The 18,564-nt window shown below is 70.6% G+C and carries 17 protein-coding genes and 1 pseudogene; 15 read left to right on the forward strand and 3 right to left on the reverse strand.

Translation table 11 applies throughout. From position 1 onward, the window contains the following. Nucleotides 1-100: 100 nt before the first annotated feature. The 3 genes from ACZ3TS_RS08265 (at nucleotide 101) to thrS (ending at nucleotide 3,958) form a co-directional block, all read left to right on the forward strand. Nucleotides 101-667 carry a DUF4365 domain-containing protein gene (locus ACZ3TS_RS08265; protein WP_467614794.1) on the forward strand — a complete coding sequence of 189 codons (567 nt, stop codon included), beginning with the start codon at nucleotides 101-103 and terminating at the stop codon, nucleotides 665-667. After that, nucleotides 664-1,881: a hypothetical protein gene (locus ACZ3TS_RS08270; protein ID WP_467614796.1), complete on the forward strand. Its 1,218-nt coding sequence runs from the start codon at nucleotides 664-666 to the stop codon at nucleotides 1,879-1,881. Before ACZ3TS_RS08265 ends, ACZ3TS_RS08270 begins: the two co-directional genes overlap by 4 nt. 100 nt (nucleotides 1,882-1,981) lie before the next feature. Continuing rightward, nucleotides 1,982-3,958, forward strand: a complete 1,977-nt coding sequence (thrS, locus tag ACZ3TS_RS08275; RefSeq protein ID WP_467614799.1) for a threonine--tRNA ligase — start codon at nucleotides 1,982-1,984, stop codon at nucleotides 3,956-3,958. A 36-nt stretch (nucleotides 3,959-3,994) separates the two neighbouring features. Here thrS and ACZ3TS_RS08280 read toward each other — a convergent pair. Next, nucleotides 3,995-4,258, reverse strand: a pseudogene (locus ACZ3TS_RS08280) (potassium channel family protein); the annotation flags it as partial. Between the two features lie 191 nt (nucleotides 4,259-4,449). Here ACZ3TS_RS08280 and ACZ3TS_RS08285 point away from each other — a divergent pair. Continuing rightward, complete coding sequence (locus ACZ3TS_RS08285) at nucleotides 4,450-5,016, forward strand: HIT family protein (RefSeq protein WP_467614800.1); 567 nt, start codon at nucleotides 4,450-4,452, stop codon at nucleotides 5,014-5,016. Between the two features lie 38 nt (nucleotides 5,017-5,054). On the opposite strand, the gene ACZ3TS_RS08290 is transcribed toward ACZ3TS_RS08285, so the two are convergent. Both ACZ3TS_RS08290 and ACZ3TS_RS08295 read right to left on the reverse strand, forming a co-directional pair. Beyond that, nucleotides 5,055-6,725, reverse strand: a complete 1,671-nt coding sequence (locus ACZ3TS_RS08290; protein WP_467614802.1) for a hypothetical protein — start codon at nucleotides 6,723-6,725, stop codon at nucleotides 5,055-5,057. Nucleotides 6,726-6,906: 181 nt separating this feature from the next. After that, nucleotides 6,907-9,105 carry an elongation factor G-like protein EF-G2 gene (locus ACZ3TS_RS08295; protein ID WP_467614805.1) on the reverse strand — a complete coding sequence of 733 codons (2,199 nt, stop codon included), beginning with the start codon at nucleotides 9,103-9,105 and terminating at the stop codon, nucleotides 6,907-6,909. Between the two features lie 305 nt (nucleotides 9,106-9,410). Here ACZ3TS_RS08295 and pgsA point away from each other — a divergent pair, with 305 nt between their 5' ends. The 11 genes from pgsA (at nucleotide 9,411) to yajC (ending at nucleotide 18,544) form a co-directional block, all read left to right on the forward strand. After that, nucleotides 9,411-10,094 carry a phosphatidylinositol phosphate synthase gene (pgsA, locus tag ACZ3TS_RS08300; protein ID WP_467614808.1) on the forward strand — a complete coding sequence of 228 codons (684 nt, stop codon included), beginning with the start codon at nucleotides 9,411-9,413 and terminating at the stop codon, nucleotides 10,092-10,094. 37 nt (nucleotides 10,095-10,131) lie between these two features. After that, nucleotides 10,132-11,064 carry a phosphatidylinositol mannoside acyltransferase gene (locus tag ACZ3TS_RS08305; RefSeq protein ID WP_467614810.1) on the forward strand — a complete coding sequence of 311 codons (933 nt, stop codon included), beginning with the start codon at nucleotides 10,132-10,134 and terminating at the stop codon, nucleotides 11,062-11,064. Continuing rightward, complete coding sequence (locus ACZ3TS_RS08310) at nucleotides 11,061-12,221, forward strand: glycosyltransferase family 4 protein (RefSeq protein ID WP_467614813.1); 1,161 nt, start codon at nucleotides 11,061-11,063, stop codon at nucleotides 12,219-12,221. Before ACZ3TS_RS08305 ends, ACZ3TS_RS08310 begins: the two co-directional genes overlap by 4 nt. 178 nt (nucleotides 12,222-12,399) lie before the next feature. Beyond that, on the forward strand, nucleotides 12,400-12,945 hold the full coding sequence (locus ACZ3TS_RS08315; RefSeq protein WP_467614816.1) for a LemA family protein: 546 nt from the start codon (nucleotides 12,400-12,402) through the stop codon (nucleotides 12,943-12,945). A gap of 174 nt (nucleotides 12,946-13,119) precedes the next feature. Then, nucleotides 13,120-14,031 carry a pyridoxal 5'-phosphate synthase lyase subunit PdxS gene (gene pdxS, locus ACZ3TS_RS08320; RefSeq protein ID WP_467614818.1) on the forward strand — a complete coding sequence of 304 codons (912 nt, stop codon included), beginning with the start codon at nucleotides 13,120-13,122 and terminating at the stop codon, nucleotides 14,029-14,031. A gap of 38 nt (nucleotides 14,032-14,069) precedes the next feature. Next, nucleotides 14,070-14,678 carry a pyridoxal 5'-phosphate synthase glutaminase subunit PdxT gene (gene pdxT / locus ACZ3TS_RS08325; protein ID WP_467614820.1) on the forward strand — a complete coding sequence of 203 codons (609 nt, stop codon included), beginning with the start codon at nucleotides 14,070-14,072 and terminating at the stop codon, nucleotides 14,676-14,678. A gap of 48 nt (nucleotides 14,679-14,726) precedes the next feature. Then, nucleotides 14,727-15,479 carry a YebC/PmpR family DNA-binding transcriptional regulator gene (locus tag ACZ3TS_RS08330; RefSeq protein ID WP_467614822.1) on the forward strand — a complete coding sequence of 251 codons (753 nt, stop codon included), beginning with the start codon at nucleotides 14,727-14,729 and terminating at the stop codon, nucleotides 15,477-15,479. A gap of 145 nt (nucleotides 15,480-15,624) precedes the next feature. Then, on the forward strand, nucleotides 15,625-16,155 hold the full coding sequence (ruvC, locus tag ACZ3TS_RS08335; protein WP_467614824.1) for a crossover junction endodeoxyribonuclease RuvC: 531 nt from the start codon (nucleotides 15,625-15,627) through the stop codon (nucleotides 16,153-16,155). Continuing rightward, complete coding sequence (ruvA, locus tag ACZ3TS_RS08340) at nucleotides 16,152-16,757, forward strand: Holliday junction branch migration protein RuvA (RefSeq protein WP_467614826.1); 606 nt, start codon at nucleotides 16,152-16,154, stop codon at nucleotides 16,755-16,757. The genes ruvC and ruvA overlap by 4 nt, the downstream gene beginning before the upstream one ends. A 37-nt stretch (nucleotides 16,758-16,794) precedes the next feature. Then, entirely contained in the window at nucleotides 16,795-17,889 is a 1,095-nt protein-coding gene (ruvB, locus tag ACZ3TS_RS08345) for a Holliday junction branch migration DNA helicase RuvB (RefSeq protein WP_467614829.1), read from the forward strand. 163 nt (nucleotides 17,890-18,052) lie between these two features. Next, the gene (gene yajC, locus ACZ3TS_RS08350) at nucleotides 18,053-18,544 is read left to right on the forward strand and encodes a preprotein translocase subunit YajC (RefSeq protein ID WP_467614832.1); all 492 of its coding nucleotides are present in this window, start codon (nucleotides 18,053-18,055) and stop codon (nucleotides 18,542-18,544) included. The last annotated feature ends 20 nt before the right edge of the window (nucleotides 18,545-18,564 follow it).

Below are 18,564 nucleotides of genomic sequence, written 5' to 3' on the forward strand. Positions count from 1 at the left end.
GGCTGTTTGCGCCGTACGCCGGAAGGAGACAACAGGAGTACGGGTCTTTGCTGTTCAGGGCCCGTCACGGGGACTCACTTGGCACGGAAGGCTCTTGGTCATGGCGATAGCGCAGCCCGAGCGGGGCGGGCTGCTGCCCGAGCGGACGGCACCCCATCGCGGCACACTCGCCACCACCGCCTGCATGGAGACACTGCAGGTGGGCTATCTGCACGCGGTCGCGGCCGCGGCCGGCTGCTCCCTGTCGCAACCCTTTCCGGACAACGGCATCGACTGGCACGTCAGTCACAGCGCGCCGGGCCACACGGTCGACGACGAAGTCACCATCAAGGTGCAGCTCAAGTGCACCTACCAGATACCGCCGAACCCGCCGGGCCGCTTCTTCTCCTTCACGCTCGACAACGAGCACCTGGCGAAGCTCGCCCGTACCCCGGTCTCCGTGCACAAGATCCTCGTCGTGATGATCGTCCCCCGGTCCCAGGAGCAGTGGCTGCGGGCCGGCCACGACCGTCTCGACCTGCGGCACTGCTGCTACTGGGTCAACCTGGCCGGACACGCCATCACGGGCCGGCGCCGCACCACCGTGCGCATCCCCACCACACGCATCTTCGACGACCGTGCCCTGTGCGAGATCATGACCCGGGTCGGAACGGGAGGCAGACCGTGACACACCGTCCCCTCGACGAGCCGGCCCGGGCCGTACGGCCGCACCCGGTCGAACCGCTGTGGAACCAGCCGCCCGCGCCCGACCAGGTGGACCCCGCCGTGCTCAGCGCCCTCCTGCACCGACACGGCTGGCAGCGCCGTGGCGGAGCCGCCGGCCGCTACGGCCGGTGGACCCCACCGGGTCCCGGCAGCAGCCGTACGAGCCTGCTGGTCCCGGAGAGCCGGGCCTTCCCCGACAGCGACGACCTGATCGGCGAGGCCCTCCTCGCCCTGTCCCGCAGCGGCTCGCCCGCGGCCCGCGACGTGCTCGTCGGGCTCGCTGTGCCCAGCGACGAGATCCACTGGTGGCGGGACGTTCCGGCGGGACCCGCGGGCGCGGCGCCCTGGGCCGTCGAGGACCAGATGCGCAGCGCCGCCCGCCAGATGCTGCTGGCGGGCGCGCTCGCCACCCGCGCGCGTGCGGGCTACTACGGCGCCCGGCACCGCAGGCCCGCCGCCGCGTCCCTGGAGCACGTGCTGGTCGGCGCGGCCCCCGGCGGACGCCGGCTCACCGCCTTCGCACCCGTCTCCACCGGCCGTCCGCTCGCCGTCCGCCTGCATCAGGCCCTGTACGCGGCCCGCGAGGCCATCGACTACCAGCGGGCCACCGGCGGAATGGACGCCTTCGACGCCGCCGTCGAGGCGGGCGTGAGCCATGAACTGACCGAGGCGCTGGTCGCCCTTGTGCGCGGATCCGAGGGCGCCCGGATCGCCGTCGAGTGGGCGCCCGCAGCCGGTGTCCCCGAGGGTTGTGCGACGCCCGCCGAGCCGGTGGAGTTCTCGCCGGGCGACCTGCCCGTGCTGCGCGAGGCCTCGGCCCGATACCAGCGCGAGGAGCCGTCCGTACCGGTGCGGATCACCGGGGCCGTCGTCCGGCTGCGCAGGTCGGGGCCGCGCGGCGAGGGCACGGTACGGCTGAGGGTCATCGCCGGGGCCGAGGTCCCCCACGTCCGGATGACGCTGGACGAGGAGTCGTACCGGATCGCGGGCCACGCCCACCTCGTCGGACTGCCGGTGCGGGTGCGCGGGCGGCTGGAGAGCCGGGGCGGCTTCCGGCGCCTGGTCGCGCCCTCCGGGGTAGCACCCGTGCAGGTCGACGAGGCGGAGCGGGACCGGCTGATGAAGTCTCTGCAGGAGAACCTGGACTTCTTCGAGGAGGCGTGCGGCGGGGACTGACGGCCACCGTTTCGCGGAGGGCGGCGCCGGGTCGGTACGATCCCAGTCATGCGCGCGCTCCAGGTATGGCGCCGCATCCACCAGCAGTCAGGAGAGACCGGTGTCAGACGTCCGTGTGATCATCCAACGCGATTCCGAGCGGGAAGAGCGCACGGTGACGACGGGCACTACGGCCGCCGACCTCTTCGCCGGCGAGCGCTCGATCATCGCCGCGCGCGTGGGCGGTGAGCTGAAGGACCTCTCGTACGAGGTGAAGGACGGCGAGGCCGTCGAGGGTGTCGAGATCTCCTCCGACGACGGACTGAACATCCTGCGCCACTCCACCGCGCACGTGATGGCTCAGGCCGTGCAGGAGCTGTTCCCCGAGGCCAAGCTGGGCATCGGCCCACCGGTGAAGGACGGCTTCTACTACGACTTCGACGTCGAGAAGCCGTTCACACCCGAGGATCTCAAGGCCATCGAGAAGAAGATGCAGGAGATCCAGAAGCGCGGCCAGCGGTTCTCCCGCCGCGTGGTCACCGACGAGGCCGCCCGCGAGGAGCTGGCGGACGAGCCGTACAAGCTGGAGCTGATCGGCCTCAAGGGCTCGGCGTCCAGTGAGGACGGCGCGGACGTCGAGGTGGGCGCCGGCGAGCTGACGATCTACGACAACCTGGACGCCAAGACCGGCGAGCTGTGCTGGAAGGACCTCTGCCGCGGTCCCCACCTGCCCTCCACCCGGAACATCCCGGCGTTCAAGCTCATGCGCAACGCGGCCGCCTACTGGCGCGGCAGCGAGAAGAACCCCATGCTCCAGCGCATCTACGGCACCGCCTGGCCGTCCAAGGACGAGCTGAAGGCGCACCTGGACTTCCTCGTCGAGGCCGAGAAGCGCGACCACCGCAAGCTGGGCAACGAGCTCGACCTGTTCTCCATCCCGGAGCAGATCGGCTCCGGCCTCGCCGTCTTCCACCCCAAGGGCGGCATCGTCCGCCGCGTGATGGAGGACTACTCGCGGCGCCGCCACGAGGAGGAGGGCTACGAGTTCGTCTACACCCCGCACGCGACGAAGGGGAAGCTCTTCGAGACGTCCGGCCACCTGGACTGGTACGCCGAGGGCATGTACCCGCCGATGCAGCTCGACGAGGGCGTGGACTACTACCTCAAGCCCATGAACTGCCCGATGCACAACCTGATCTTCGACGCGCGCGGCCGCTCCTACCGCGAACTGCCGCTGCGCCTCTTCGAGTTCGGGACCGTGTACCGGTACGAGAAGTCGGGCGTCGTGCACGGCCTGACCCGTGCCCGCGGCTTCACCCAGGACGACGCGCACATCTACTGCACCCGTGAGCAGATGGCCGACGAGCTCGACAAGACGCTCACCTTTGTGCTGAACCTGCTGCGCGACTACGGCCTGACCGACTTCTACCTGGAGCTGTCCACCAAGGACCCGGAGAAGTTCGTCGGCTCCGACGAGGCGTGGGAGGAGGCCACCGAGACCCTTCGCCAGGTCGCCGAGAAGCAGGGCCTCCCGCTGGTTCCCGACCCGGGCGGCGCGGCCTTCTACGGCCCGAAGATCTCGGTGCAGGCGAAGGACGCGATCGGGCGCACCTGGCAGATGTCGACGGTCCAGCTGGACTTCAACCTGCCCGAGCGCTTCGACCTCGAGTACACGGGCCCGGACGGCTCGAAGCAGCGCCCGGTCATGATCCACCGCGCTCTGTTCGGATCGATCGAGCGCTTCTTCGCGGTGCTGCTGGAGCACTACGCGGGCGCGTTTCCGGCGTGGCTGGCCCCCGTGCAGGCGGTCGGCATCCCGATCGGCGACGCGCACGTGGAGTACCTGGAGAAGTTCGCCGCGGCGGCCCGGAAGGAGGGCCTCCGCGTCGAGGTGGACTCCTCCTCGGACCGCATGCAGAAGAAGATCCGCAACGCCCAGAAGCAGAAGGTGCCCTTCATGGTCATCGCGGGCGACGAGGACATGTCGAACGACTCGGTCTCGTTCCGCTTCCGTGACGGCTCGCAGGAGAACGGCATCCCGTTCGACGAGGCCATCGACAAGATCGTGAAGGCCGTGGAGGAGCGGGCGCAGGTCTGACGCGTACGTGACGGAAGGCCCGCGGGGAGATCGACTTCACCTTCCCGGGGGCCTTCCCTCGTCCTCCTCCCGCGCGAACCGCTGCATCAACCACGACGAGAACGAACCGGCGACCGCCCCCAGCAGAGCCAGGCCGCAGCCCATCCGGACGACCGCGACCAGCCGCCCCGGCAGCGTGACCGGGACGACGTCGCCGTAGCCCACGGTCGACAGCGTGGCGGCGACCCACCACAGCGCGTCGCCGAAGGTGTGGATCGTCGCGCCCGGGACCCTGTGTTCGAAGCGGTACAAGGAAAGGGCGGCGGGGGAGGCGGTTCTCCCCGAGGACCAGCACCGCGTACGAGCCGAGATACACCAGTGACGCCACCCCGAGCGGACACTCCGCCCTCCGCTCCCAGCGGGCCGTACCGCTGTCGTCGCCCACCGGCCCAGCATCGCTCCGGGCGGTTTTCCCCGAGCCCCGCCGACACGCCGCGAACGGGCGAAGCCATATGCTGCACTGCATGACGAGTGAGCCGGAGCAGCAGATCGGAGTGGGGACGCAGGACGCGTTCCAGCGCTTGTGGACGCCCCACCGGATGGCCTACATCCAGGGCGAGAACAAGCCGACCGGTCCGGGGGCCGGCGACGGGTGCCCGTTCTGCTCCATCCCGGCCAAGTCCGACGAGGACGGGCTGATCGTCAAGCGTGGTGAGCAGGTGTACGCGGTCCTCAACCTGTACCCGTACAACGGCGGCCACCTGATGGTCGTGCCCTACCGCCACGTCGCCGACTACACGGACCTCACGGAGCCGGAGACCGCGGAACTCGCCGAGCTCACCAAGCAGGCGATGACCGCCCTGCGCACGGCCTCCGGCGCCCACGGCTTCAACATCGGCATGAACCAGGGCACGGTCGCCGGCGCGGGCATCGCGGCCCACCTGCACCAGCACGTCGTCCCGCGGTGGGGCGGCGACACCAACTTCATGCCGGTGGTCGGCCACACGAAAGTCCTGCCGCAGCTGCTCGCGGACACCCGCAAGATGCTGGCCGAGGCCTGGCCGACGGCGTCTGCGTAGGTGGGGCCAGTGCTGCCACCGGGGCCCGACGGGCACCGCTACGCGTCGTAGACGTCGGCCTTCTTCGGCGTCGGATCCTGCACCTGCGTACTGAGGAACGACGACCGCGTACCGAACTTCTCCGTGTCCACGCCGTTCTCCTCCAGCACCCGGATCGCCGCGGCGTGCACCACCCGCAGCACCGGAGTGGCCGCCCGCAACGCGTCGTCCGCCATGAAGCGGTGCCGCCACGGCTGGTCCGCCCAGGCGTGGCGCAGACCGAACGGCTCGGGCAGGGTCAGCGAACCGCCCAGCCAGTTCAGCACCGGCGGGTACCAGGTGAGGGGTGCCCGGACCGAGAGGCGCACCACCTCGTCCGTGTCGACCAGCGGGAGTTTCACCTCACGCGTCTCCCAGAACCTGACCTGCTTCTGCACCTTCTTGGTCGGCGCCTCCGGCTTGGTCGTGAACAGCGCGTTCACGGGGCCGAGGGCGTGCCCGGTGACCTCGATGCGCAGCGTCTCGTGCAGCACCGTCACCGTGATCAGCATGGTGATGATCAACTGGCCGTCCCAGAGCGTCCACTGGACCCCAAGGTAGTGCCGCTCGCCGCTGCCGAACTGCTGCTTGTTGCAGATGTCCTGTATGGCGTGGGTCTTGATCTGGTATGCGTCCACGTCCGTGCCCTTGGGACGGGACACCTCCTTCGCCTTCTCCCCGATCGGACTCACGATCCAGTGCCGTATCGAGGGGGTCGGGAAGCCGCCGGTGTTCAGCGGGCCGCGCTCCAGCATCCGCAGCTGATCGTGAATGGCCTTGATCACGTCCCAGCTGCGGAAGGGGTGGATCTCCTTGTCCGGGTCGCGCGGCACCAGGTCCTCGGCGAGCTGCCAGCTGCCCCAGCGGGTGCCCATGCCGAGTATGCCCTTGGGCCCGGCGTAGAAGACGGAGTTGGACTGCTGCTCGGCGCTGAGCCGGGCGAGTGCCTGCCGCAGCCGCTCGGCGGAGGTCTCCCCGGGGCTGCCGGGTACCGCCTCGGGGATCTTCGCGCCGAGGCCACCGCCGGCGAGCAGGCTGCCCCAGCGATCGCGCAGGTCCTTCGCCGTCCGCTCGCAGATCTGCTTCGCCCAGAACCAGCCGACGACCGGCATGACGACCGCGGCGCGTGCGTACCAGGCCCAGAAGCCCGTGAACGGCATGCGGATCAGGAAGATCACGGCGAGGGCGCCGACGGCGACCAGCAGCGTCGTGCCGAGGGCGGAGGCGCGCTTGTCGTCGCGCTTCGCGACGGTGGCGCGGATCTGGAAGACCAGCAGCCACACCAGCATCCCCGGCAGGAACAGCACTCCGCACAGCACCGTCACCGCCGAGAGCCAGTTGTCGCGCTCCCTGCGGATGCGGTGAGCGGCCAGACAGTGCTCCACGATGACCTGCGGCTCGGTGCCGAAGGACTGGATGAGCGGCTTGCGGTCGGCGCCCAGCATCCGGTCCCGCACCGCCAGCGAGAAGGCCTCCCCGAGGTTGGGCCGGAATATCTTCGCCCACGGACGGCCGGGGCTGACGGCAGACTGGTGCCATTCGTTGTTGGCGTCGAGGATCGTCTCGACCTTCGCGTCCCGGTAGGCCGCCGACGCCAGGGCGTAGGTGGCCGCCGTCTGGCCCGCGGAGCCCGAGAGTGGCACCTGCGCCCCGGGGCTGAAATCGAATCCGTCCGTCACTGCCGCCCCCATCGCCGCCGAACCCGCTCCTGCGGCCTTCCCGACTTCCTTGCTCCGCACACCTGTTGAACAGGCCATCGCGCTGATCCGCCTCGACATGATCAGGTGATCAGCGTATCCGCAGGCACCGACATTCGTAGGCGGACGGCCAGGAAGCCGCCCGCCTACAGGAGGAAAGGGAACAAGGATCCGACTACGAGGCCTCTTGCATCTGTTCGCGGATCCTCGCCGCCAGCTGCGGCGGCATCGGCTCGTGCCGCGCGTAGGAGCGGCTGAAGCGCGCGGTCCCGTGCGAGAGGGAGCGGAGGTCGACCGCGTACCGGCCGATCTCGATCTCCGGCACCTCGGCCCGTACGAGGGTGCGGCCGCCGCTCGTCTGCTCGGTGCCCACCACTCGGCCGCGCCGGCCGGACAGGTCGCTCATCACGGCGCCGACGTAGTCGTCGCCGACGAGCACCGTCACCTCGGCGACCGGTTCCAGCAGGTGGATGGTGGCGTCGGCAGCCGCCTCACGCAGGGCCAGCGCGCCCGCCGTCTGGAAGGCGGCGTCGGAGGAGTCCACGGAGTGCGCCTTGCCGTCGAGCAGCGTGATCCGCACGTCGACGAGGGGGTGACCGACGGCCACGCCCTTGGCGGCCTGGGCGCGGACGCCCTTCTCGACGGACGGGATGAACTGCCGGGGCACGGCCCCGCCGACCACCTTGTCGACGAACTCGATGCCGGAGCCGCCGGGCAGCGGTTCGACCTCGATCTCGCAGATCGCGTACTGGCCGTGCCCGCCGGACTGCTTCACATGGCGGCCGCGCCCGGCGGATTTGCCCGCGAACGTCTCCCGGAGGGAGACCTTGTGCGGGACCACGTCGACCTGGACGCCGTACCGGCTGCGCAGCCGCTCCAGCGCGACGTCCGCGTGCGCCTCACCCAGGCACCACAGCACCACCTGGTGGGTGTCCTGGTTCTGTTCGAGCCGCATGGTCGGGTCCTCGGCGACCAGCCGCGAAAGCCCCTGGCTGAGCTTGTCCTCGTCCGCCTTGCTGTGTGCCCGGATGGCGAGCGGCAGCAGCGGGTCGGGCATCTCCCAGGGGTCCATGAGCAGCGGGTCGTCCTTGGCCGACAGAGTGTCCCCGGTCTCGGCCCGGTTCAGCTTCGCCACGCAGGCCAGGTCGCCCGCGATGCAGTGCGTGAGGGGCCGCTGCTGTTTGCCGAACGGCGTGGACAGCGCGCCGACGCGTTCGTCGACGTCATGGTCCTCGTGCCCGCGGTCGGTCAGCCCGTGCCCGGACACGTGCACCGTGTCGTCGGGACGCAGGGTTCCGGAGAACACCCGGACCAGCGAGACGCGACCCACGTACGGGTCGGACGACGTCTTGACGACCTCCGCCACGAGCGGTCCGCCGGGGTCGCAGAGCGCGAGCTCCCGTGGTTTGCCGTCCGGAGTGGTGACCGCGAGCGCCTCCCGCTCCAGCGGCGTCGGGAAGCCGCCCTTGACCAGCTCGAGCAGCTCCACCGTGCCGAGGCCCTGACGGGCGTTTTCGGCGGCGGGCGCGGCGGCCAGGACCGGGAAGAACGTCCCGCGCGCGATGGCCCGCTCCAGGTCCTGGATCAGCGTGTCGAGGTCGATCTCCTCGCCGCCCAGATAGCGGTCCATGAGGGTCTCGTCCTCGCTCTCCGCGATGATCCCCTCGATGAGCCGGTTGCGGGCCTCCTCGATCAGCGGCAGCTGGTCGGGCCCCGGCTCGGACTCCTTGCGCTCGCCGGACGAGTAGTCGAAGAGCTTCTGCGTCAGCAGCCCGATCAGCCCGGTCACAGGCGCGTGTCCGTCGGGTCCCTGCGTGCCGTGCAGAGGCAGGTACAGCGGCAGTACGGCGTCAGGATCGTCCCCTCCGAACGCGTCGGCGCAGACCCGGGTCATCTCCTCGAAGTCGGCCCGGGCCGCCTCCAGGTGTGTGATCACGATGGCGCGCGGCATGCCGACGGCCGCGCACTCGTCCCACACCATGCGGGTCGAGCCGTCCACGCCGTCCGAGGCCGAGACGACGAAAAGGGCCGCATCCGCGGCGCGCAGACCGGCCCGGAGTTCCCCGACGAAGTCGGCGTATCCAGGAGTGTCCAGCACATTGACCTTGGTCCCGTCCCAGTCGACGGGGACCAGCGAGAGCTGCACCGAGCGCTGCTGCCGGTGCTCGATCTCGTCGTAGTCAGAGACGGTGCCGCCGTCCTCGACGCGGCCCGCCCTGTTCACCGCTCCCGCTGTCAGCGCGAGAGCCTCCACCAGAGTCGTCTTGCCCGATCCGCTGTGGCCGACCAGCACCACATTCCGTACGGACGCGGGGTGGTCGGCCGCCGTAGCCCTGCCGGCGGCTCCGGGGTGTGCGTTCGCCTTGTCGCCCATGGCCTGTCCTCCCGTGCACGGTGAGGTCACTTGGGCGCGGACACACGGACCCGCGTTCGGTGGCGGCTCCGGTGACGCCCGCGGTGTCTTCGAGCTTTGCACTCGCGTCACGGTGCGTCCATACGAAGGACGCGATCCCGCCTCCTGGCCGTGCTGGGCCCGCCGTGACCGCGCCGTGATCCCGGCGCCATCAGGACATGACACGGGGTGCGGGTGCCCGACCGTCGCGCACCCGCGCGCGTGGCTACGATGGGCCAGCCGGTGGCCAGCAGGGGCCGCGCGGCTCACCGACCGTCGGGAAGGCCATGCTGAACAAGTACGCGCGTGCATTCTTCACGCGTGTCCTCACACCGTTCGCCGCGTTTCTGATCCGCAGAGGCGTCAGTCCCGACACAGTCACGTTGATCGGCACCGCCGGCGTGATCGCGGGCGCGTTGGTCTTCTACCCCCGGGGCGAGTTCTTCTGGGGCACGGTGGTCATCACCCTGTTCGTGTTCTCGGACCTCGTCGACGGCAACATGGCCCGCCAACTGGGCCGCTCCAGCCGCTGGGGCGCCTTCCTCGACTCCACGCTGGACCGGGTCGCCGACGGCGCGATCTTCGGCGGCTTCGCCCTCTGGTACGCGGGCAGCGGCAACGACAACGTCCTGTGCGCCGTCGCGATCTTCTGCCTGGCCAGTGGGCAGGTGGTCTCCTACACCAAGGCCCGGGGCGAGTCGATCGGCCTGCCCGTCGCTGTCAACGGGCTGGTGGAGCGCGCCGAACGCCTGGTCATCTCACTGGTCGCGGCCGGTTTCGCCGGCCTCCACAAGTTCGGTGTTCCCGGCATCCAGGTCCTCCTGCCGATCGCGCTGTGGATCGTCGCCGTCGGCAGCCTGGTCACGCTGATCCAGCGCGTCGTCACGGTGCGCCGTGAATCGGCCGAGGCGGACGCCGCGGCGGCGCAGAAGAGCGAGAATGCCTCACACGGGAGCGAGGCGCCGAAGTGACCGGCGCGCAGGACCGGCAGGAGAGCGGGGCGGCGACGTGAGCAGCCTCCAGGAGCGGCTGACGGACGGGCTCTACGGCCTCGGCTGGAGCACGGTCAAGACGCTGCCCGAGCCCGTCGCCACCCGATTGGGCCGGACCATCGCGGACCTCGCCTGGAAGCGGCGCGGCAAGGGCGTGCAACGGCTCGAGAGCAACTACGCGCGCGTGGTGCCCGGCGCGAGCCCCGAGCGGCTCGCCGAGCTCAGCAAGGCGGGCATGCGGTCGTATCTGCGCTACTGGATGGAGTCCTTCCGGCTCCCTGCCTGGAGCGCCGAGCGCGTCAAGAACGTCTTCGACCCGAAGGACCTGCACTTCCTGACCGAGGGACTGGCCGCCGGCCGGGGCGTCGTCCTCGCCCTGCCGCACCTGGCCAACTGGGACCTGGCCGGCGCCTGGGTCACCACCGGACTGGAGATGCCGTTCACGACGGTCGCCGAACGGCTCAAGCCGGAGACGCTCTACGACCGGTTCGTCGCCTACCGCGAAGGCCTCGGCATGGAGGTGCTGCCGCACAGCGGCGGCTCCGCGTTCGGAACCCTGGCCCGGCGGCTGCGCGACGGGGGCCTCGTCTGCCTGGTCGCCGACCGCGACCTGTCCTCCTCCGGCATCGAGGTCACCTTCTTCGGCGAGACGGCCCGGATGCCCGCGGGACCTGCGCTGCTGGCCCAGCAGACCGGTGCCCTGCTGCTGCCCGTGACGCTCTGGTACGACGAGTCGCCCGTCATGCAGGGGCGCGTACATCCTCCGATCGAGGTACCCGACTCAGGTACCCGGGCCGAGAAGACGTCTGTCATGACACAGGCGCTGGCCGACGCCTTCGCCACGGGGATCGCCGAGCATCCGGAGGACTGGCACATGCTGCAGCGCTTGTGGCTCGCCGACCTGGATCCCGCCAAGGCCCCCTCGGAGCCCGAGAAGGGAACCTCGTGAGGATCGGCATCGTCTGCCCGTACTCCTGGGACGTGCCGGGCGGCGTCCAGTTCCACATCCGCGACCTCGCCGAGTACTTCATCCGCCTCGGGCATCAGGTCTCCGTGCTCGCCCCCGCGGACGACGAGACGCCGCTCCCGCCGTACGTCGTCTCGGCGGGCCGCGCGGTCCCGGTGCCGTACAACGGCTCGGTGGCCCGTCTGAACTTCGGTTTTCTGAGCGCCGCCCGGGTGCGGCGCTGGCTGCACGACGGCGAGTTCGACGTGATCCACATCCACGAGCCGACCTCGCCGTCGCTGGGCCTGCTCGCCTGCTGGGCGGCGCAGGGCCCGATCGTGGCGACCTTCCACACGTCGAACCCGCGCTCGCGGGCCATGGTCGCCGCGTACGCGATCCTCCAGGCGGCCTTGGAGAAGATCAGCGCGCGGATCGCGGTGAGCGAGTACGCCCGGCGCACACTCGTGGAGCACCTCGGCGGCGACGCGGTGGTGATCCCGAACGGGGTGGACGTCGGTTTCTTCGCGAAGGCCAAACCCAAGCCCGAGTGGCGGGGGGACACGATCGGCTTCATAGGGCGCATCGACGAGCCGCGCAAGGGCCTTCCCGTGCTCATGAAGGCCCTGCCGAAGATCCTGGCCGCCCGGCCGCAGACGCGGCTGCTGGTGGCGGGGCGGGGTGACGAGGAGGAGGCGGTGGAGAAGCTCCCCGCCGAGCTGCGCTCGCGCGTGGAGTTCCTCGGGTTGATCAGCGACGACGACAAGGCGCGCTTCCTGCGCAGTGTCGACCTGTACGTGGCGCCCAACACCGGGGGCGAGAGCTTCGGGATCATCCTGGTCGAGGCGATGTCCGCGGGCGCGCCCGTGCTCGCCTCCGACCTGGACGCCTTCGCCCAGGTCCTCGACCTGGGCGCGGCCGGCGAACTGTTCGCCAACGAGGACTCCGACGCGCTCGCCGACGCGGCGGTGCGGCTGCTGGGGGACCCTGAGCGCCGCGCGGAACTGCGCGCGCGGGGCAGCGCCCATGTACGGCGCTTCGACTGGTCGAGGGTCGGGGCGGACATCCTCTCGGTCTACGAGACGGTGACGGACGGCGCGGCCGCGGTGGCGGCGGACGAGCGGACGGGCCTGAGGGCGCGGTTGGGACTGGCGCGAGACTGACGAGGAAGTGCGCCCGACCAGCCCGGTCGGCGTTCGAGGCCGAGGCCGTTCAGGCCGAAAGCGGGGGGTCTGGGCGCGGCAGCCGCAGTTGACGGTCACATGAGCAACGGCCACCTCGGAAACGGGCACCGACAGGACTCGGCCGACGCGGCGGAGCGCACCGGTAGCCTTGCCGCCCGTGACCGCAACCCTCATCTGGATCCTCGTCGCCCTTGTCGCGATCGGCCTCTACCTGAGCTGGACCGCGGGGCGCCTCGACCGGCTGCACTCCCGGATCGACGCGGCGCGCGCCGCGCTCGACGCCCAGCTGCTGCGGCGCGCCTCGGTGGCTCAGGAGCTGGCGACCGCCGGGGTACTCGACCCGGCCGCGTCGATCGTCCTGTACGAGGCAGCGCACGCGGCCCGGCAGGCGGAGGAGGAGCAGCGGGAGGTCGCCGAGAGCGAGCTGAGCCAGGCGCTGCGGGCCGTCTTCGGAGAGGCCCAGCAGGTGGAAGCGGTGCGGGAGGCACCCGGCGGTGAGGCGGCGGCCCGCGAACTGACCGAGGCGGTGCGCAGGGTGCCGATGGCCCGGCGGTTCCACAACGACGCGGTGCGGGCGGCGCGGGCGCTGCGGCGTCACCGCAAGGTGCGCTGGTTCCGTCTGGCGGGCCACGCCCCGTTCCCGATGGCTTTCGAAATGGACGACGAGCCCCCGGCGGCCCTGGCGGACCGTTCGAACGCCTGAAACCCCGGCCGACGAGCCTGAAACCCCGGCTGACGAGGGTGAACGCCGTCCGACGGCGCAGCATCGTCCGGCAAAACGATCCACCGGCTCCCCATTGGCCCTTGCAGTGGCCTGCTCCCCTCCCGTTTGCTCGGTCGAGCAGAATTTCCTCTTTTCCAGAGTGAGGTCCAACCCGTGTCCAGCACGCTCTCCACCCCCCAGAACCCCGAGACGGGCACGGCCCGCGTCAAGCGCGGTATGGCCGAGCAGCTCAAGGGCGGCGTGATCATGGACGTCGTCACGCCGGAGCAGGCGAAGATCGCCGAGGACGCGGGCGCCGTCGCCGTCATGGCTCTGGAGCGGGTCCCGGCCGACATCCGCAAGGACGGCGGGGTGGCCCGCATGTCCGACCCGGACATGATCGAGGGCATCATCGGCGCCGTCTCGATCCCGGTCATGGCCAAGTCCCGGATCGGCCACTTCGTCGAGGCCCAGGTCCTGCAGTCGCTCGGCGTCGACTACATCGACGAGTCCGAGGTCCTCACCCCGGCCGACGAGGTCAACCACTCCGACAAGTGGGCCTTCACCACGCCGTTCGTGTGCGGCGCGACCAACCTCGGGGAGGCCCTGCGCCGCATCGCAGAGGGCGCCGCCATGATCCGCTCCAAGGGCGAGGCCGGCACCGGCAACGTCGTCGAGGCGGTCCGCCACCTGCGGCAGATCAAGGGCGACATCGCCCGCCTGCGCGGGCTCGACAACCACGAGTTGTACGCCGCCGCCAAGGAGTTGCGCGCCCCGTACGAGCTGGTCAAGGAGGTCGCCGAGCTGGGCAAGCTCCCGGTCGTGCTGTTCTCCGCCGGTGGCGTCGCCACTCCGGCCGACGCAGCGCTGATGCGGCAGCTCGGCGCCGAGGGCGTCTTCGTCGGCTCCGGCATCTTCAAGTCGGGCGACCCGGCCAAGCGTGCCGCCGCCATCGTGAAGGCGACCACTTTCTACGACGACCCAAAGATCATCGCGGACGCGTCCCGCAACCTCGGCGAGGCCATGGTCGGCATCAACTGCGACGTCCTTCCCGAGAACGAGCGCTACGCCAACCGCGGCTGGTAAGACACAGCCGGCAAGACACCGCATAGGACACCACGTACATGACCGACGCACCCGTCATAGGCGTCCTGGCTCTCCAGGGCGACGTACGGGAGCACCTCATCGCCCTGGCCGCGGCCGACGCCGTGGCCAGGCCGGTGCGGCGCCCCGAAGAGCTCGCCGAGGTCGACGGCCTCGTCATCCCCGGCGGCGAGTCCACCACCATCTCCAAGCTGGCCGTCCTCTTCGGAGTGATGGAACCCCTCCGCGCGCGCGTGCGTGACGGCATGCCCGTGTACGGCACCTGCGCGGGCATGATCATGCTCGCCGACAAGATCCTCGACCCCCGCTCGGGTCAGGAGACCATCGGCGGCATCGACATGATCGTGCGCCGCAACGCCTTCGGACGTCAGAACGAGTCCTTCGAGGCGGCGGTCGACGTCGACGGTATCGAGGGCGATCCTGTAGAGGGCGTTTTCATCCGTGCGCCCTGGGTCGAGTCCGTCGGTGCCGAGACCGAGGTGCTCGCCGAGTACGACGGCCACATCGTCGCCGTCCGCCAGGGCAAAGCGCTGGCCACGTCGTTCCATCCGGAACTGACCGGCGACCACCGCGTGCACTCCCTGTTCGTCGACATGGTGCGCGCCGATCGGACAGCGGAGTCCTTGTAGGATCTCTGGCGTTCGTACAGAGATGGGTTACGCGAAGGAGACAGGCAGATGTCCGGCCACTCTAAATGGGCCACGACGAAGCACAAGAAGGCCGTGATCGACGCCAAGCGCGGCAAACTCTTCGCGAAGCTGATCAAGAACATCGAGGTGGCGGCCCGGACCGGTGGCTCGGACCCCGACGGCAATCCGACTCTCTATGACGCCATCCAGAAGGCGAAGAAGCAGTCGGTTCCGAACAAGAACATCGACTCCGCGGTCAAGCGCGGTGCGGGCCTCGAGGCCGGCGGTGCCGACTACGAGACGATCATGTACGAGGGCTACGGTCCCAACGGTGTCGCCGTGCTCATCGAGTGCCTCACCGACAACCGCAACCGCGCCGCCTCCGACGTCCGCGTCGCCATGACCCGCAACGGCGGCTCCATGGCCGACCCGGGCTCCGTCTCGTACATGTTCAGCCGCAAGGGCGTCGTGATCGTCCCCAAGGGCGAGCTGACCGAGGACGACGTCCTGGGTGCCGTGCTCGACGCGGGCGCCGAGGAGGTCAACGACCTCGGCGAGTCCTTCGAGGTGATCAGCGAGGCCACCGACCTGGTCGCGGTCCGCAGGGCCCTTCAGGAGGCCGGGATCGACTACGACTCCGCGGAGGCCAACTTCGTGCCGTCCGTTCAGGTCGAGCTGGACGAGGAGGGCGCCACGAAGATCTTCAAGCTGATCGACGCGCTCGAGGACAGCGACGACGTGCAGAACGTCTTCGCCAACTTCGACGTCAGCGACGAGATCATGGAGAAGGTGGGCGCATAACGCTGCCGCGAGCTCAACGGGCCGATGGGACACACACCCCGTCGGCCCGTCGCTTTGTCGGCCGTTGTCGGTGGCACCCGATAGCCTGCACGAACCGGGGGTACCGCCCAGCGGTGGCTGGGGGAGAGCGAAGGGAGGGGCGTACGTGCGCGTGCTGGGGGTGGACCCGGGGCTGACCCGATGCGGGGTCGGCGTCGTCGAGGGCGTTCCCGGACGGCCTCTGACCATGCTCGGCGTCGGTGTCGTCCGCACACCCGTGGACGCCGAGCTCGCCCACCGTCTCGTCGCCGTGGAGCAGGGCATCGAGCAGTGGCTGGAGGAGCACCGGCCCGAGTTCGTGGCCGTGGAGCGGGTGTTCAGCCAGCACAACGTGCGCACGGTGATGGGCACCGCCCAGGCCAGCGCCATCGCCATGCTCTGCGCCGCCCGCCGCGGCATCCCCGTCGCCCTGCACACCCCGAGCGAGGTCAAGGCCGCCGTCACCGGCACAGGACGTGCCGACAAGACGCAGGTCGGAGCCATGGTCACCCGGCTGCTCCGGCTCGACGCGCCGCCGAGACCCGCCGACGCCGCCGACGCACTCGCCCTCGCCATCTGTCACATCTGGCGCGCCCCCGTCCAGAACCGGCTCCAGCAGGCCGTCGCCCTGCACGCATCGAAAGGCCGTACCGCATGATCGCCTTCGTCAGCGGCCCGGTCGCCGCCCTCGCCCCGGACTCCGCGGTGGTCGAAGTGGGCGGCATCGGCATCGCCGTCCAGTGCACGCCGAACACCCTCTCCGGACTCCGGATGGGACAGCAGACCAAGCTCGCCACGTCCCTGGTCGTCCGGGAGGACTCGCTGACCCTGTACGGCTTCGCGGACGACGACGAACGTCAGGTGTTCGAGCTGCTGCAGACGGCGAGCGGGGTCGGTCCGCGCCTTGCCCAGTCGATGCTGGCGGTGCACAGTCCGGACGCGCTGCGCCGCGCCGTGGCCACCGGTGACGAAAAGGCGCTCACCGCCGTCCCCGGGATCGGCAAGAAGGGCGCTCAGAAGCTGCTCCTCGAGCTGAAGGACCGGCTGGGAGAGCCGATCGGCGCCCCGGCGGTCGGCTCGCCGGTCACCTCCGGCTGGCGCGATCAGCTGCACGCCGCCCTCATCGGTCTGGGGTACGCCACCCGCGAGGCGGACGAGGCCGTCGCCGTGGTCGCCCCGCAGGCGGAGGCCGCCGGGGGCACGCCCCAGGTGGGCGCCCTGCTCAAGGCGGCCCTGCAGAGCCTGAACCGCGCCCGCTGAACCACCGGCCCGACCACCACACCCCGAGGCACACCACATGAACTGGGACGACACGACCGACACCTCCGGCCCCGAGCGGCTCGTCGGCCCCGCCGCGGAGCGGCTGGTGGGCTCTGTCGCCGACCGTGAGGACCAGGCGGTCGAGGCCGCCCTGCGCCCCAAGGACCTGGACGAGTTCATCGGCCAGGAGAAGGTCCGCGAGCAGCTCGACCTCGTGCTGCGCGCGGCACGCGCGCGGGGCGCCACCGCCGACCACGTGCTCCTGTCCGGCGCCCCCGGCCTCGGCAAGACGACCCTGTCCATGATCATCGCGGCCGAGATGGGCGCCCCCATCCGTATCACCAGCGGCCCAGCCATCCAGCACGCCGGCGACCTCGCCGCGATCCTCTCCTCCCTCCAGGAGGGCGAGGTCCTCTTCCTCGACGAGATCCACCGCATGTCCCGGCCCGCCGAGGAGATGCTCTACATGGCGATGGAGGACTTCCGCGTCGACGTGATCGTCGGCAAGGGACCCGGCGCCACCGCCATCCCCCTCGAACTGCCGCCGTTCACCCTGGTCGGCGCCACCACGCGCGCGGGCCTGCTGCCGCCCCCGCTGCGCGACCGCTTCGGATTCACCGCACACATGGAGTTCTACGAGCCGGCCGAGCTGGAGCGCGTCATCCACCGCTCGGCGAACCTGCTCGACGTCGAGATCGACCCGCACGGAGCCGCCGAGATCGCCGGACGGTCCCGCGGCACGCCGCGTATCGCCAACCGTCTGCTGCGCCGGGTCCGGGACTACGCCCAGGTCAAGGCGGACGGGGTGATCACCCGCGAGATCGCGGCCGCCGGGCTCAGGGTCTACGAGGTCGACGCGCGCGGCCTCGACCGCCTCGACCGAGCCGTCCTGGAGGCCCTGCTCAAGCTGTTCGGCGGCGGTCCCGTCGGCCTGTCCACGCTCGCGGTCGCGGTGGGGGAGGAGCGCGAGACCGTGGAGGAGGTCGCCGAGCCGTTCCTCGTCAGGGAGGGGCTCCTCGCCCGCACTCCGCGCGGGCGCGTGGCCACCCCGGCCGCCTGGGCGCACCTCGGGCTGACCGCGCCACGCGGGGCCACCGGGGGAAACGGACAACAGGACCTGTTCGGGGCGTGACGGCGCGGGACTCGCGTGGGCAGGAACCCCGGTGCCATGCTGGGCGTTGTTCCTTGCGTGCGGACTCGCCTAGACTCCGCCGATGCCGCCCTTGTGGGCGGTGCCGACCACCCCCATCCACCAGGCCGCCGATCCAGCGGTCGTGCGAAGGAAATTCCGTCCCGTGAATATCGTGACCCTCCTCCCGTTCATCGTGCTCATCGGGGCCATGTTCCTGATGACCCGCTCGGCCAAGCGCAAGCAGCAGCAGGCCGCGCAGATGCGCAACGACATGCAGCCCGGCAGCGGCGTCCGCACGATCGGGGGCATGTACGCGACGGTCAAGGAGGTCAACGAGGAAACGGTTCTCGTTGACGCGGGCCCGGGCGTGGAGCTGCTCTTCGCGAAGAACGCGATCGGAGCCGTCCTCTCCGACGACGAGTACAACCGCCTCGTCCACGGCGTCGAGCACGACCTGAAGGCCGACGCCGCCATCGTCCCGGACGACGCCTCCTCCCTCACCGAGACCGACGAGCCCGCCGCCGACGCCTCTGACGACAAGCCCGTGGACCTCGGCAAGAAGGACGCGGCCGAGGACGCCGCCGTCGAGCCGGCCGAGGCGAAGGCGGATGAAGCAGAGCCGAAGAAGACCGACGGCGAGGCCGACGCGAAGTAGTCGAACCCCGGGACCGGAGC

The sequence above is a fragment of the Streptomyces sp. NPDC022910 genome, from assembly GCF_055561075.1.

Bases quoted from the DNA above. Each gene is read 5' to 3' on its own strand.
- ACZ3TS_RS08265 (WP_467614794.1), top strand. From the start codon at position 101: ATGGCGATAGCGCAGCCCGAGCGGGGCGGGCTGCTGCCCGAGCGGACG.
- ACZ3TS_RS08285 (WP_467614800.1), top strand. From the start codon at position 4,450: ATGCTGCACTGCATGACGAGTGAGCCGGAGCAGCAGATCGGAGTGGGG.
- ACZ3TS_RS08290 (WP_467614802.1), bottom strand. From the start codon at position 6,725: ATGGGGGCGGCAGTGACGGACGGATTCGATTTCAGCCCCGGGGCGCAG.
- ACZ3TS_RS08295 (WP_467614805.1), bottom strand. From the start codon at position 9,105: ATGGGCGACAAGGCGAACGCACACCCCGGAGCCGCCGGCAGGGCTACG.
- pgsA (WP_467614808.1), top strand. From the start codon at position 9,411: ATGCTGAACAAGTACGCGCGTGCATTCTTCACGCGTGTCCTCACACCG.
- pdxT (WP_467614820.1), top strand. From the start codon at position 14,070: ATGACCGACGCACCCGTCATAGGCGTCCTGGCTCTCCAGGGCGACGTA.
- ACZ3TS_RS08330 (WP_467614822.1), top strand. From the start codon at position 14,727: ATGTCCGGCCACTCTAAATGGGCCACGACGAAGCACAAGAAGGCCGTG.
- ruvA (WP_467614826.1), top strand. From the start codon at position 16,152: ATGATCGCCTTCGTCAGCGGCCCGGTCGCCGCCCTCGCCCCGGACTCC.
- ruvB (WP_467614829.1), top strand. From the start codon at position 16,795: ATGAACTGGGACGACACGACCGACACCTCCGGCCCCGAGCGGCTCGTC.